At 39.7% G+C, this 12,871-nt stretch carries 14 protein-coding genes and 2 other annotated features; of the genes, 12 read left to right on the forward strand and 2 right to left on the reverse strand.

Annotated elements, in window-relative coordinates; genetic code table 11:
• Nucleotides 1-182: 182 nt before the first annotated feature.
• From MHI18_RS18120 to trpA, 9 genes are all read left to right on the forward strand, one after another.
• Nucleotides 183-1,139 carry an NAD(P)H-dependent flavin oxidoreductase gene (locus MHI18_RS18120; protein WP_340849409.1) on the forward strand — a complete coding sequence of 319 codons (957 nt, stop codon included), beginning with the start codon at nt 183-185 and terminating at the stop codon, nt 1,137-1,139.
• A 33-nt stretch (nt 1,140-1,172) separates the two neighbouring features.
• Nucleotides 1,173-1,448 (forward strand): UPF0223 family protein, encoded by a 276-nt coding sequence (locus tag MHI18_RS18125; RefSeq protein ID WP_340849411.1) that lies wholly within the window; start codon nt 1,173-1,175, stop codon nt 1,446-1,448.
• Between the two features lie 80 nt (nt 1,449-1,528).
• Nucleotides 1,529-1,770: a binding site (T-box leader), on the forward strand.
• A 33-nt stretch (nt 1,771-1,803) separates the two neighbouring features.
• Nucleotides 1,804-2,043: a binding site (T-box leader), on the forward strand.
• A 29-nt stretch (nt 2,044-2,072) separates the two neighbouring features.
• Complete coding sequence (trpE, locus tag MHI18_RS18130) at nt 2,073-3,482, forward strand: anthranilate synthase component I (RefSeq protein WP_340849413.1); 1,410 nt, start codon at nt 2,073-2,075, stop codon at nt 3,480-3,482.
• Entirely contained in the window at nt 3,463-4,062 is a 600-nt protein-coding gene (locus tag MHI18_RS18135) for an anthranilate synthase component II (RefSeq protein WP_340849414.1), read from the forward strand. Before trpE ends, MHI18_RS18135 begins: the two co-directional genes overlap by 20 nt.
• Nucleotides 4,046-5,068: an anthranilate phosphoribosyltransferase gene (gene trpD, locus MHI18_RS18140; RefSeq protein ID WP_340849416.1), complete on the forward strand. Its 1,023-nt coding sequence runs from the start codon at nt 4,046-4,048 to the stop codon at nt 5,066-5,068. The genes MHI18_RS18135 and trpD overlap by 17 nt, the downstream gene beginning before the upstream one ends.
• Nucleotide 5,069: 1 nt before the next feature.
• Entirely contained in the window at nt 5,070-5,837 is a 768-nt protein-coding gene (gene trpC / locus MHI18_RS18145; protein WP_340849418.1) for an indole-3-glycerol phosphate synthase TrpC, read from the forward strand.
• 16 nt (nt 5,838-5,853) lie between these two features.
• On the forward strand, nt 5,854-6,453 hold the full coding sequence (locus MHI18_RS18150) for a phosphoribosylanthranilate isomerase (RefSeq protein WP_340849420.1): 600 nt from the start codon (nt 5,854-5,856) through the stop codon (nt 6,451-6,453).
• An 18-nt stretch (nt 6,454-6,471) separates the two neighbouring features.
• The gene (gene trpB / locus MHI18_RS18155) at nt 6,472-7,689 is read left to right on the forward strand and encodes a tryptophan synthase subunit beta (RefSeq protein ID WP_340849421.1); all 1,218 of its coding nucleotides are present in this window, start codon (nt 6,472-6,474) and stop codon (nt 7,687-7,689) included.
• Nucleotides 7,679-8,464, forward strand: a complete 786-nt coding sequence (trpA, locus tag MHI18_RS18160) for a tryptophan synthase subunit alpha (protein WP_340849423.1) — start codon at nt 7,679-7,681, stop codon at nt 8,462-8,464. The genes trpB and trpA overlap by 11 nt, the downstream gene beginning before the upstream one ends.
• Before the next feature lie 80 nt (nt 8,465-8,544).
• Here trpA and MHI18_RS18165 read toward each other — a convergent pair whose 3' ends face one another.
• Nucleotides 8,545-9,165, reverse strand: coding sequence for a YktB family protein (locus tag MHI18_RS18165; protein WP_340849424.1), 621 nt, complete (start codon nt 9,163-9,165; stop codon nt 8,545-8,547).
• Between the two features lie 224 nt (nt 9,166-9,389).
• On the opposite strand from MHI18_RS18165, the gene MHI18_RS18170 reads away from it, so the two are divergent.
• Nucleotides 9,390-9,587: a hypothetical protein gene (locus tag MHI18_RS18170; protein WP_040374156.1), complete on the forward strand. Its 198-nt coding sequence runs from the start codon at nt 9,390-9,392 to the stop codon at nt 9,585-9,587.
• Between the two features lie 269 nt (nt 9,588-9,856).
• Complete coding sequence (locus tag MHI18_RS18175; RefSeq protein ID WP_340849427.1) at nt 9,857-10,645, forward strand: inositol monophosphatase family protein; 789 nt, start codon at nt 9,857-9,859, stop codon at nt 10,643-10,645.
• 56 nt (nt 10,646-10,701) lie between these two features.
• Here MHI18_RS18175 and MHI18_RS18180 read toward each other — a convergent pair whose 3' ends face one another.
• Nucleotides 10,702-10,890: a YlaF family protein gene (locus MHI18_RS18180; protein WP_340849429.1), complete on the reverse strand. Its 189-nt coding sequence runs from the start codon at nt 10,888-10,890 to the stop codon at nt 10,702-10,704.
• A 125-nt stretch (nt 10,891-11,015) separates the two neighbouring features.
• Between MHI18_RS18180 and typA the strand changes: the two genes are divergently transcribed.
• Nucleotides 11,016-12,854, forward strand: a complete 1,839-nt coding sequence (gene typA, locus MHI18_RS18185; protein WP_340849430.1) for a translational GTPase TypA — start codon at nt 11,016-11,018, stop codon at nt 12,852-12,854.
• The last annotated feature ends 17 nt before the right edge of the window (nt 12,855-12,871 follow it).

Consider the following 12,871-nt stretch of genomic DNA (forward strand, 5'->3'; position numbering starts at 1 on the left):
CAAATGAATTATAGCATGGATAAGAACTTGTGTATAGGTTTTTACTGGAAGGATTGGAAAGGATAGAGCACGTGATCGAAGATTGTATACAGAAGGATATGGAAGGTTTTTTCTAGTCATCTGTACTTGATTTAGTTACACTATATTTACATGATATAGTTGTTAAAAAAGGGGGATATTTTATGGATTGGAAAACAAGGGTTACGGAAGTGTTTGGAATAAACTATCCAATTATTCAAGGTGGACTTGCGCACTTAGCCTATGCTGAACTTGCGGCAGCAGTGTCTAATGCTGGGGGATTAGGGCAGGTGACGGCTATGTCGCTTGACAGCCCGGAACAATTGCGTGAGGAAATTTTAAAAACAAAATCGTTGACAGATAAACCATTTGGCGTTAACTTTGCTATTGGTCAGCATGGAAGGTCTTACGAACATTTTGTAGAGGCTGCGCTTAAGGAGAATATAGCTGCGGTCTCCGTAACAGGGGGGAACCCTGTCCCATTTATGAACCTTGTCAAAGATACCCCAGTAAAAAAACTGGTTTTAGTTGCTGCAAGAAGACAGGCTGTTAAAGCTGAACAGTCTGGTGCTGATGCGGTAATGGTTGTTGGCCATGAAGGGGGAGGACACCTTGGCAGAGATGATGTCGGCTCAATGGTATTGGTACCTCAAGTAGTTGACTCTGTTTCAATCCCTGTAATCGCTTCAGGCGGTTTTGGCGATGGTCGTGGGTTAATGGCAGCACTTGCACTGGGTGCAGAAGGGATTGAAATGGGAACAAGGTTTATTGCCACTAAAGAATGTGTACATGCTCATGAGGTTTATAAAAAGGCGCTCATTGAGGGGAATGAATATGATACAGTAGTAATTAAACGATCTATTGGTGCACCAGCACGAGCTATTGCAGGTTCATGGACAGATCAAATCCTGAAAATTGAACAGGAAAATGGCGGTTATGAACAATTAAAGGAATACATAAGCGGTCAAACTAATCAAAGATATATATTTGAAGGAAAAGAAGAGCAAGGATTTGGTTGGGCTGGCCAAGTAATGGGCCTTATTAAGGACGTCCCCGCCACGCATGAATTATTTAAAAGAATTATTGACGAAGCGGAAAAGATTCGTTCAAAATGGGCATAATAATAGAAAACTTAGAATAGTAGGGGACTTATAATGGAATATCAATATCCGATGGATTTTAGCTGGACAACAGAAGAAGTAGTCGATGTTATTCAATTTTTTGAAGCAGTCGAAAAAGCTTATGAGAGTCGAATAAGTAAGGAAGAATTTATGATGGCTTATCGCAGATTTAAAGAGATAGTTCCTGGTAAGGCTGATGAAAAGAACTATTGTGATGAATTTGAAGGAAGTAGTGGATACTCTGCCTACGCTTTGTTGAAGAAAGCGAAGGAACTTAATTCTAATGAGAACCTTTCATTTCGTAAGTAGGTAGAATAATAAGAAAATTCAAGTTCTTTGGTTGACTTCTTATAAAAAAGGATTTAATATGTAAAGTAATTAATCAAACAATAAAAGCTTTGACGAAGAAGAGTACCTTATTGACTGTTCTATAGAGAGCCGGTGGTTGGTGTAAACCGGTGGGCAGCAGTAAGCGAATGGCCTTCCGAGCTCCAAACCGAACCTGGATTATTCAGAAGTAGGCTTTGGCGGATACGTCTTACCGTTATTTGAGACAGGTATTCAAATCTGGATACTATAAAGTGAGCTTCTTAGCTAATAAAGGTGGTACCGCGGGGTCCTCGTCCTTTTGGATAGGGGGCCTTTTTGCGTTCTCTAAATTATTAAAAACACGTTGATCAAGAGTAGTAACCTTTACAGAATGCGTAACAGAGAGCCGGAACAGGTGGAATCCGGTACGATAGGTAAGGTGAATGGACTTGTGAGTGTTTCTCTATCTCTGGATAGAGTTACGGTCGATCCTCCGTTATAAGGATAGATACAGAGTAATCTGTATCAAAAAAGAGGAAAGCTAAAGGCAGCTTTCAATCTGAGGTGGCACCGCGGTAATTTTATCGTCCTCTGCAAACATACTGTTTGCAGAGGACTTTTTTTATGCGGAAAAAGGGGGAAATGAGAAGGATGGGACAGAAGAAAATTAGTTTTCAGATGGAAACGGTAGAAGGTGATATTCATACACCGATTTCAATTTTCCAAAAAATGAATGGACCCAAAAAGTTTTTACTTGAAAGCTCAACGTCCCACCATGATCAAGGAAGATATTCCTACATGGGGATGAGTCCTTATAAAGAAGCTATTTCAAGGGAAGCCTGCATTGAAATTAGAGAAGGTGTACAATCCCGAGAGCAAGATATAAGGTTAGTCGATTATTTAAAACAAGAGTTTATGTTCGAGTTCGAAGCAGATACGAAGATCCCTTTTATAGGAGGGGCAGTTGGCTACATGGGCTACGATATGATTCGACATTATGAATCCATTGGGGCTGTGCCGAAAGATACTCTAGGGATGCCGGATGCACATTTCTTGTTTTTTAAAGATATTTTCATTTTTGATCACCAGCAGCAAAAGATTCATCTTGTTACATCAGATGAGCAGTCAGAAGACAGGTTGAAAGAGATGAAAGAATTACTTAATCGACCACAGGCAGCAGACGAAAAGAGTGTGGAACAACTTTCTTTTACTTCAAATATGACCAAAGCACACTTTATAAAAATAGTAGAGGAAGCGAAACAAGCGATTATTAACGGTGATATCTTTCAAGTTGTATTGTCTCAGCGTTACCAATCATCCTTTACTGGTCATCCATTAGGGGTGTATCGCCGACTGAGACTTTCAAATCCTTCGCCATATATGTTTTATATAGATTTTGGTGATTATACAATCCTTGGATCTTCACCAGAAAGTTTAATAAGTGTTAGAGGGAAGTCCGTAACGGTTAATCCAATTGCTGGTACGAGACCAAGAGGAGAAACGGATGAGGAAGATAAGAGTCATGCGGAGAACCTTCTTCATGATGAAAAGGAATTAGCAGAACATAGGATGCTGGTTGACCTGGGCAGGAACGATCTTGGTCGAGTTTGCGAAATTGGTTCTGTTGCCCTCAGCTCTAATATGAATATAGAACGCTACCGTCATGTCATGCATTTAACGTCGAAGGTGAGAGGTACCTTAAAGACAGAGTTAACGGGTTTAGATGCGTTGGCATCCTGTCTGCCAGCGGGAACCGTCTCCGGTGCACCAAAGATAAGAGCAATGGAATTAATCAATGAGTTAGAGGATTGTAAACGAGGTGTTTACGCTGGTTCCGTGGGCTATATTGGCTATGGCGGGGACCTTGATATGGCGCTGGCTATACGGACAATGGTCATTAAGGATGATCTTGCCTTCGTACAGGCGGGTGCAGGGATTGTCTATGACTCTGTTCCTGAAACGGAATATGAAGAAACGAAAAACAAAGCAAAAGCTTTGCTGGAGGTGCAAAAGCATGATCCTATTAATCGATAATTATGATTCATTTACTTTCAACTTATACCAGTATATAGGAGAGATAGAGAGCGATATTCTGATTGTACGGAATGATGAGGTGACCATTGACGATATAAAAAAGCTGAATCCTGAAGCAATTGTCATATCACCTGGTCCAGGACGTCCTGAAAACGCGGGAATCTGTGTAGACGTAATTCGCACCTATTGTGCATCGATACCGATTCTTGGTATTTGTTTAGGACATCAAGCTATTGCGGCTGCTTTCGGTGGTAAGGTAATCGGAGCCAAACGTATTGTTCATGGCAAAACCTCCGTTATGGTTCATACAGGAACTGGACTATTTACTGGATTAGAAGCGAATTTTGAAGCAATGCGCTACCATTCACTCGTTGTGGAGAAAGAAAGTCTCCCTAAAGAGTTTGATATTTTAGCTTACGCTGCTGATGATGAAGAAATTATGGCGATCGAGCATCAGACATACGCTTTATATGGCGTTCAATTTCATCCGGAATCGATCGGAACTAAGACAGGAAAGTTGTTGCTGCATCAGTTTATCAAAAGAATAAGGGAGGAAAAATGTCATGAAACAGTTTCTTGAAAAACTATCACTGCATCAGCCTTTATCCACTATTGAAATAAATGAAGCAGCAGCAGCTATCTTTGCAGAGCATACAACAGAAACGGAGATAGCAGCATTCCTAATGGCACTTAAATCAAAAGGTGAAACAGCAACTGAAATAGCTGGTCTTGTGGATGTATTACGGCAACAGGCTCTGCCAATTCAAACGCAAGCGAGAAATATTATGGACAATTGCGGTACTGGAGGAGACGGCTCACAAAGCTTTAATATCAGCTCAACTGCGGCATTTGTTCTGGCTGGAGCGGGAATAACAGTTGCGAAACATGGAAGCCGCAGTGTTTCAAGTAAAACCGGTAGTGCGGATGTCTTGGAAGAGCTGGGAATTAATATCTATCTGGAACCTGCGCAAATAGAAGAATCATTAGAAGAGATTGGCATCAGCTTTCTGTTTGCGCCGTCAATCCAGCCTAATTTAGGGAGAATTACAAGGATAAGAAAGGAATTAAAAATCCCGACCGTTTTTAATTTGATTGGACCATTAACCAATCCAGTGAATCTACACTCACAACTAATCGGCGTGTATCGCAGTGATATGTTGGAATTGTTTGCGAATGTACTTAAAAAGCTCGGCCGTAAGCGGGCAGTAGCCGTAACCGGGGCTGGCAATATGGACGAAGCAAGTCTTCAAGGAGACAACAAAATGGTTCTTCTCAATGAAGGAGATGTCACTTCGTTCACCCTGCACCCAGAGGAAGTGAATTTACCACTTTATCCAAATGATAAGATTCGAGGCGGCAGTGCCCATGAAAATGCAGCTATCATGATGAGAGTTTTAAAGAATGAAAAAGGCGCATATCGAGATACAGTTATACTCAACGCTGGACTAGGAGTTTTCGCAAATGGAAAGGCTGCGACCATTTTAGAAGGTATTAACATTGCACGGGAAAGCCTAGAAAGCGGCAGTGCCCTTGCTAAACTTGAAGCGTTAATTAGTTATTGTCAAAAAAAGAAGGTGGTTATGTAATATGGTAGATTTCTTAACTAAAATTCTGGATGCAAAACAAGAAGAAGTAAAAGAGCTCAAACGAATTCCTAACCATATTCAAGAGCCAGCCCGAAAGGTTTCATCCTTGGTTGAAGTGCTGTCATCATCATCAAAAATGCAGGTGATTGCCGAAATTAAGCGAGCTTCTCCATCAAAAGGTGTACTTAAACTCGAAGTAGATCCAGCTCAGCAATCAACTGAGTATGAAGAAGCAGGAGCTGCTGCGATTTCAGTGCTGACAGATACTGCGTATTTTAAAGGGTCTACTGAGGACCTGGCCTTGGTCCGCCGTTCAGTAAAGCTGCCCTTGCTTTGTAAAGACTTTATTATTGATGAAATTCAGATTGACATTGCGAAGAAGGCAGGTGCTCAGGTTATCTTGTTGATTGTGGCTGCCCTGTCTCAAGAAAAACTTGAAAATCTGTATCATTATGCGAAGCTGCAGAACTTAGAGGTGTTGGTTGAGGTTCATAATGAAATAGAGTTAAATCAAGCGATGCTTCTTCACCCAGAATTAATTGGGGTCAATAACCGGAATTTAAAAACCTTTGAAATTGATCTTGAGGTAACGGACAGACTTGGTGCCATTTTAAAGAAAGCTAATCAACTGTTCATCAGTGAAAGTGGAATTAAAACACCAGCAGACGTGTTAAGAGTAAAAAAAGCTGGAGCAAAAGGAATATTAGTCGGTGAAGCATTGATGAAATCGACGGATGTAGCAAAAAGTCTGGCTGCATTTCAGCTTTAATAGGAAGGAGAAGTGTATGAAGGTTAAAATATGTGGATTAACGTCTCTTGAAGCAGCTCAGACAGCAGAAAACGCAGGAGCCGATTTCCTTGGATTTATTTTTGCAGATAGTAAGCGGAAGATTAGTCCAGAAAAAGCAAAAGAAATTATTGAAAAACTGAATGGAAAAGCGTTAAAGGTCGGGGTATTTGTGAATGAGAGCTTGGAAGAAATGGAAAGAATCCAACACTTTACAGGGATTGATATCATTCAGCTGCACGGACAGGAAAGTGTTGAAAAGGCGGGTTCCTTTTCAATACCTGTTATAAAAGCATTTTCTATCCGCAACGAAGTGGATTTTAAGAAGATCGATGATTATCCTGTTGATTATCAGCTGCTTGATCTTCCTAAGGATTCGGGATCTTCAAACGAAGAAACCTTGGATTGGCAAATGATTCATAGACTTCGTCAATCTCGAAACCGACTGATATTAGCTGGAGGCTTAACACCAATGAATGTCTTTGAAGCAATTAAGTTGGTTCAGCCGTTTGCCGTCGATGTATCAAGCGGTGTGGAGACAAATGGTTATAAAGATCATGAGAAAATTAGATTATTTATTAAAAATGCAAAGCTATAAGAAATGGAGGCGTTACTTATGAGTACAGTGGATAGCTATATACAGCCAACTAAAGATGGTCATTTTGGGGAATACGGCGGTCGTTTTGTTCCAGAGACGTTGATGGCAGCGGTTCTTGAATTGGAACAGACCTATGAAGAGTCAAAAAAGGATGAGAGTTTTCAAAAAGAACTTGCCTACTATTTAAAAGATTATATAGGACGTGAAACACCGCTCTTTTATGCGGCTAATTTAACAAAGATTGCTGGTGGAGCAAAAATCTATCTAAAACGTGAAGATTTGAATCATACCGGCGCACACAAAATTAATAATACAATTGGGCAAGCGCTATTAGCACAAAGGATGGGTAAACAGAAAGTCGTAGCGGAAACAGGAGCCGGACAGCATGGTGTAGCAACGGCTACGGTTTGTGCATTATTGAATTTGGAATGCATCATTTTTATGGGGGCAGAGGATGTTGAACGTCAAAAATTAAATGTCTTTCGAATGGAGCTGCTAGGAGCTAAAGTAGTTTCAGTAGAACAAGGCAGTGCTACCTTGAAAGATGCAGTAAATGAAGCGCTTCGCTATTGGGTAGCGAACGTAACGGATACCCATTACATAATGGGGTCTGTACTTGGACCGCATCCATTTCCAGTGATTGTCCGTGACTTCCAAAGCGTGATTGGTATCGAAACAAAGCGGCAATATGCAGAAATCGAAGGGGGGGTGCCAGATGCAGTTGTAGCTTGTATTGGCGGCGGTAGTAATTCAATGGGAATGTTTTATCCTTTCATTGAAGACGAAACAGTGAAGCTGATTGGTGTAGAAGCGGCTGGAAGCGGGATTGAAACCGGTCTTCATGCGGCGACTCTTACTAAGGGAACAAAAGGTGTTCTGCACGGAGCGCTGATGTACCTTTTACAAAATGAAGATGGACAAATTCAGGAAGCACATTCCATTTCTGCTGGTCTCGACTATCCAGGGGTAGGACCAGAACATTGTTATCTTAAAGATCAAAACAGAGTTTCATATACTTCAGTGACAGATAAGGAAGCGCTAGAAGCTCTTCTGCTCCTCTCGAAGGAGGAAGGTATTATTCCTGCCCTAGAAAGTTCGCATGCGGTTGCACATGCAATGAAGGTTGCTGCGAAAATGGAACAAAATCAGGGACTAGTCATTTGTTTATCTGGCCGCGGGGATAAAGACGTTGAAACCGTTCGTAGAGTGATGGGAGGGAACCAAGGTGACAAATAAACTAGCAAATGCGCTGCGTAAAGGTACAGACGAAGGGGAAAAGGCATTTATTCCTTATATTATGGCTGGTGATGGTGGATTAGATCAGTTGTTGAGTAGAATTAACAGGCTTGAAAAAGCAGGTGCTGCCGCTATCGAACTAGGTATCCCTTTTTCTGATCCAGTTGCAGATGGGCCTGTGATTCAACGGGCAGGATTAAGATCTCTCAAACAAGGGGTGACCCTAAAGAAAATTTTCAGCACTTTACATGAGATTCAGGATCAAATAACGATTCCTATTATCTTTATGAGCTATTTAAATTCGATTATGGCATATGGGTTTGAGCAATTTGCAAGAGACTGCGTTAAGTCAGGAGTATCAGGCTGTATTGTACCTGATTTGCCTTTTGAAGAAGAGGGGATATTGAAGCCAGTCCTTAAGAAATCGGGAATTGTTTTAATTCGTCTTGTAACACTAACAAGTCCTAAGGCACGATTAAATAAAATTATAAAAGACGCTGAAGGATTTATATATGCGGTGACTGTAAAAGGAACAACTGGTACAAGAGAATCATTTGAGGAGGAAGTGGGTGTTTATCTCCAAGAAGTTAAAGCACTTAGTTCTGTCCCCGTTTTAGCGGGGTTTGGAATATCTACACCTGAACATGTTAAACAAGCTTCCTCCTTTTGTGATGGGGTCATTGTAGGGAGTAAAATTATCGACCTATTTGAAGAAGAAAAATATGAGGAAATGGAAGAATTGATTTCAAGCGCAAAGACAGCTGGGATAAGGTGAGCTGGTCAATTAGCATATGTAAGAGAGGATGCCCCAATTTATTCGGGACATCCTCTCTTACTCTTTTAAAAGCTAAGTGTTTAAGTTAATTTATATAAGGGTATAAGTTCAACAAAAGCATCACGAATTCTTTCGACAAATTTCTCATCTGTCATTTTCACAGCTTCTTCTTGAGGTATTTGAATACCGCAAAGTATTTCAGCTTTTTTTACGCTTTGTAAGCGCTGAAAAATTGACTCAAGTTCGTTAACTGATAAATCATGATGTGGAAGCACGGCAGGTTTTGTATGATCAATTGACCAAACAAAGTTTGAAGGAATGGTCTCTTTTAATTTATCTGCAGCCTCCATCAGTGTTTTACCAAATTCGGCTTTGATTGGTGCTTCATAAATGACCGCAAACCAGACAAAAACATGCGTTTCCCAAAGGCCGATTTGAAAATGGGGCACCATTTTGTATCCTCGTTTATTACCTGAAAAAGCAACCCATGTATCATTTGGAGGATTAACCTTCCGGCGTGCATGCTTGGCAACATGTGTAAACATTTCTTCTCCAGTCATGACAGAAAGTTCTTGTGAAAAGAAATCTCCAAGAGCAATAAGCTTGGGTTGTATTCGTTCTTTTAAAGCCTCCATACGCTGATCGAGGCCATCAATTTTAAACACTCTGAAATCTTCTGCTGAAAAACTTGAAACGGACATATTATTCCTCCTACTTGCTTGTCTGAAGCATATTGTAGCATAATTGAAAGTAAAAAAGAAAAAATCCGCTTTCTAAAATACGAGGAGTAATCTCGTTTTTATATCTAAGGCAAATGCACAATTTTGTTGCGATTTTGGTGTAGACAACATACTATAAAACTAAATAAATAACTGAAAATTTAGTTAATTAAATTTAGTTAAATACCGAAGGGAGCAGATGGAATATGAAACAAGTGATGAATCAAGCTTTGAAGGCAAAGGAAGTAGAAAAGCATAGAACAGCTGTTTTACGGATGGAAATGGATTATGAATTAGCTACTTTATTTGAGGCTATAGGTGAAGAAAATGAGCCAAAGAAAACCCAATGTAAACAAAAGCTTGAGCGGATCCGCTTAGAATTATTAAGATTAAAGGCATTATAATTTCTACCTTTATATGAAGAAGGAGATATAGAAGGATTCATGTATATATATAATAGTTATTATGTAGGTGGTAAATAGCGGACACTTGTTGTTTAATAAGTGAATCCGCTATTTATCATTAATAAAGAAATCGGTGGATACATAGAAGAAGGAAGAGAAGTAAAATAAGTATACTGAGCAGTAATATTGGTAATAACTAACTCTAAAACTTGAAGCATCAGCTGATATTAGATAATCTGTAGATAGAAATAGGGGCGGGGGTTTTGAATATGGACAGAAAGAAAATTGATACATATGCTAAAGCTTGGGTTAAAGAAGCTGGAGAACGTTTGAGAAAATCCTTTAGTGAGGAATTAACAATTGAAACTAAATCTAATCGGAACGATTTAGTAACCAATTTAGATAAGGAAATAGAATTATTTTTCAGACACAAAATAGCTGAAACTTTTAGTGACCATAAAGTAGTCGGGGAAGAGGCGATGGAAGCAAATTACTCAAATGTGTCGGGCGTTGTTTGGATTATTGATCCGATTGATGGGACAATGAATTTTGTTCATCAACAGAGAAATTTTGCTATTTCTATTGGGATATATGAAGATGGTGTGGGGCAGATTGGCTTAATTTATGATGTTATACATGACGAGTTGTATCATGCGATAAAAGGAGAAGGTGCTTTTATGAATGAACAGCGGCTGCCGATGCTTGAGGAGGTAGAAGTAAGTGATATGATTTTATCAATCAATGCAACTTGGATTGGTGAAAATAATCGAATTGATCCAAGAATTCTTACTCCTCTCGTTCGTGATGTTAGAGGGACAAGGTCATATGGTTCAGCAGCGATTGAACTTGCCTATGTAGCTGCTGGGAGAACGGACGCGTATATGACAATGAGGTTAGCTCCTTGGGATTTTGCAGGCGGGGTCGTTCTTTTAAAAGAAGTCGGAGGAGAAGTTACGACTATGGATAATCAGCCGCTTGATTTTGTAAATGGATCGTCACTTTTTGCATCTAAACCGGGTCTGCATAAACGGATTAATGAAACGTATCTCGGCAAATAGAGCGATTTTTTAAAAAAACGCCGATATAATCGGCGGTTTTTTTACGCGAAAAATATTTATTTGTTCTCTTGGGCATTACGGTGTTTTTTCTTTTGAGAAAAACCAAACCCCATAATCCCACATAGTATAATCAGGCTGATAACCGCACCAAATATGCTTTTTTCAGCAATTGCTATACCAATAAATGAAATGCTTGCTGTTGCCAATAGTGCCATGATTAGGAATTTCCATTGAATATCTTTCACCATTATCACCTCGAATATATCTATTGTACATAATTTCATGCTTTGTTTCTACTATGTTTGTGATATAATATGTAAGTTAATGCTAAAGATAAGTTAAATAACTATCTAATCTAGGAGTGAATTTTTTGAAATTAAGAGAAAATATTCGAAATATAGCTATTATTGCCCACGTTGACCATGGTAAAACAACTCTAGTGGATCAATTGCTGAAGCAATCTGGTACATTTCGTGAAAATGAACACGTCGATGAAAGAGCAATGGATTCGAATGATTTAGAAAAAGAACGGGGTATTACGATTCTTGCTAAGAATACGGCTGTTCAATATAAAGATACACGAATTAACATTCTAGATACACCAGGTCACGCCGACTTTGGCGGTGAAGTGGAACGTATTATGAAAATGGTTGATGGTGTTGTCCTTGTAGTTGATGCATATGAAGGTTGTATGCCGCAAACACGTTTCGTATTGAAAAAGGCGCTGGAACAAAAGATTCAGCCAATCGTTGTTGTAAACAAAATTGATAAAGACTCAGCACGTCCTCAAGAAGTTGTGGATGAAGTTTTAGATTTATTCATTGAACTTGGTGCTGAAGATGACCAACTGGACTTCCCAGTTATCTATGCTTCAGGTATTTCAGGTACATCAAGTGTGGATCCAGATCCTGCTAAACAAGGTGAAGACATGGTTCCATTATTTGAAGCAATTATCGAAAACATTCCTGCACCTATCGATAACCGCGATGAGCCGCTTCAATTCCAAGTAGCATTGCTTGATTACAATGACTATGTTGGCCGTATTGGAGTAGGTCGTGTATTCCGTGGAACGATGCATGTGGGACAACAAGTATCATTAATGAAGCTTGATGGTTCTGTTAAACAATTCCGCGTAACTAGTATCTTTGGCTTTATCGGTCTGAAGAAGGTTGAAATCCAAGAAGCATTCCCTGGTGATCTAATCGCTGTTTCAGGTATGGAGGATATCAACGTAGGTGAAACTGTTTGCCCAACTGAGCATCCAGAAGCACTTCCAATTCTTCGTATTGATGAACCAACACTACAAATGACGTTCCTTGTTAATAACAGCCCGTTTGCTGGTCGTGAAGGCAAGTACGTAACAGCTAGAAAAATTGAAGAACGTCTGCGTACACAATTACAAACAGATGTAAGCTTACGCGTTGACAACACAGATTCACCTGATGTTTGGATTGTTTCTGGTCGTGGAGAGCTTCATTTATCTATCCTGATTGAAAACATGCGTCGTGAAGGATTTGAGCTTCAAGTTTCAAAACCTGAAGTTATTGTTCGTACGATTGACGGAGTACGTTGTGAACCGGTTGAACGCGTTCAAATCGATGTTCCTGAAGAGCATACGGGTTCAATTATGGAGTCAATTGGAGCACGTAAAGGCGAACTACTTGATATGATTAATAACGGAAGCGGCCAAGTACGTATGATCTTTAACGTTCCAGCTCGCGGACTAATCGGATATTCTACAGAATTCTTGACCATTACACGTGGATACGGAATTATGAACCATACGTTTGACAGCTACCAGCCAATGCAAAAAGGCCAAGTTGGCGGAAGACGTGAAGGTGTATTAGTTTCTATGGAATCTGGTAAGACAACTGCTTATGGTACAATGCAGGTTGAAGACCGTGGTATCATCTTTATTCCAGTAGGAACAGATATTTATGAAGGAATGATCGTTGGTCAACATAACCGCGAAAATGACTTGACTGTAAATATTGTTAAAGCTAAGCAAATGACAAATATGCGTTCTGCAAACAAAGACCAAACTTCAACGCTGAAAAAGGCAAAAGTCTTGTCACTTGAAGAGTCTTTAGAATATCTAAACGATGATGAGTATCTGGAAGTAACACCAGAATCAATCAGACTTCGTAAGAAAATTCTTGATAAGAGCGAACGTGAAAGAACAACTAAAAAGAAAAAAACCGCTGAGTGAATGTAATCAGGAGGGAT

It is taken from the genome of Peribacillus sp. FSL H8-0477 (assembly GCF_038002765.1).
Lineage (GTDB): Bacteria > Bacillota > Bacilli > Bacillales > DSM-1321 > Peribacillus.

Coding starts and splice junctions, on each gene's coding strand:
- trpE (WP_340849413.1), top strand. CDS start 2,073: ATGCGGAAAAAGGGGGAAATGAGAAGGATGGGACAGAAGAAAATTAGT.
- MHI18_RS18165 (WP_340849424.1), bottom strand. CDS start 9,165: ATGTCCGTTTCAAGTTTTTCAGCAGAAGATTTCAGAGTGTTTAAAATT.
- trpD (WP_340849416.1), top strand. CDS start 4,046: ATGAAACAGTTTCTTGAAAAACTATCACTGCATCAGCCTTTATCCACT.
- MHI18_RS18175 (WP_340849427.1), top strand. CDS start 9,857: ATGGACAGAAAGAAAATTGATACATATGCTAAAGCTTGGGTTAAAGAA.
- MHI18_RS18135 (WP_340849414.1), top strand. CDS start 3,463: ATGATCCTATTAATCGATAATTATGATTCATTTACTTTCAACTTATAC.
- MHI18_RS18170 (WP_040374156.1), top strand. CDS start 9,390: ATGAAACAAGTGATGAATCAAGCTTTGAAGGCAAAGGAAGTAGAAAAG.
- MHI18_RS18150 (WP_340849420.1), top strand. CDS start 5,854: ATGAAGGTTAAAATATGTGGATTAACGTCTCTTGAAGCAGCTCAGACA.
- trpC (WP_340849418.1), top strand. CDS start 5,070: ATGGTAGATTTCTTAACTAAAATTCTGGATGCAAAACAAGAAGAAGTA.
- trpB (WP_340849421.1), top strand. CDS start 6,472: ATGAGTACAGTGGATAGCTATATACAGCCAACTAAAGATGGTCATTTT.
- MHI18_RS18120 (WP_340849409.1), top strand. CDS start 183: ATGGATTGGAAAACAAGGGTTACGGAAGTGTTTGGAATAAACTATCCA.
- MHI18_RS18125 (WP_340849411.1), top strand. CDS start 1,173: ATGGAATATCAATATCCGATGGATTTTAGCTGGACAACAGAAGAAGTA.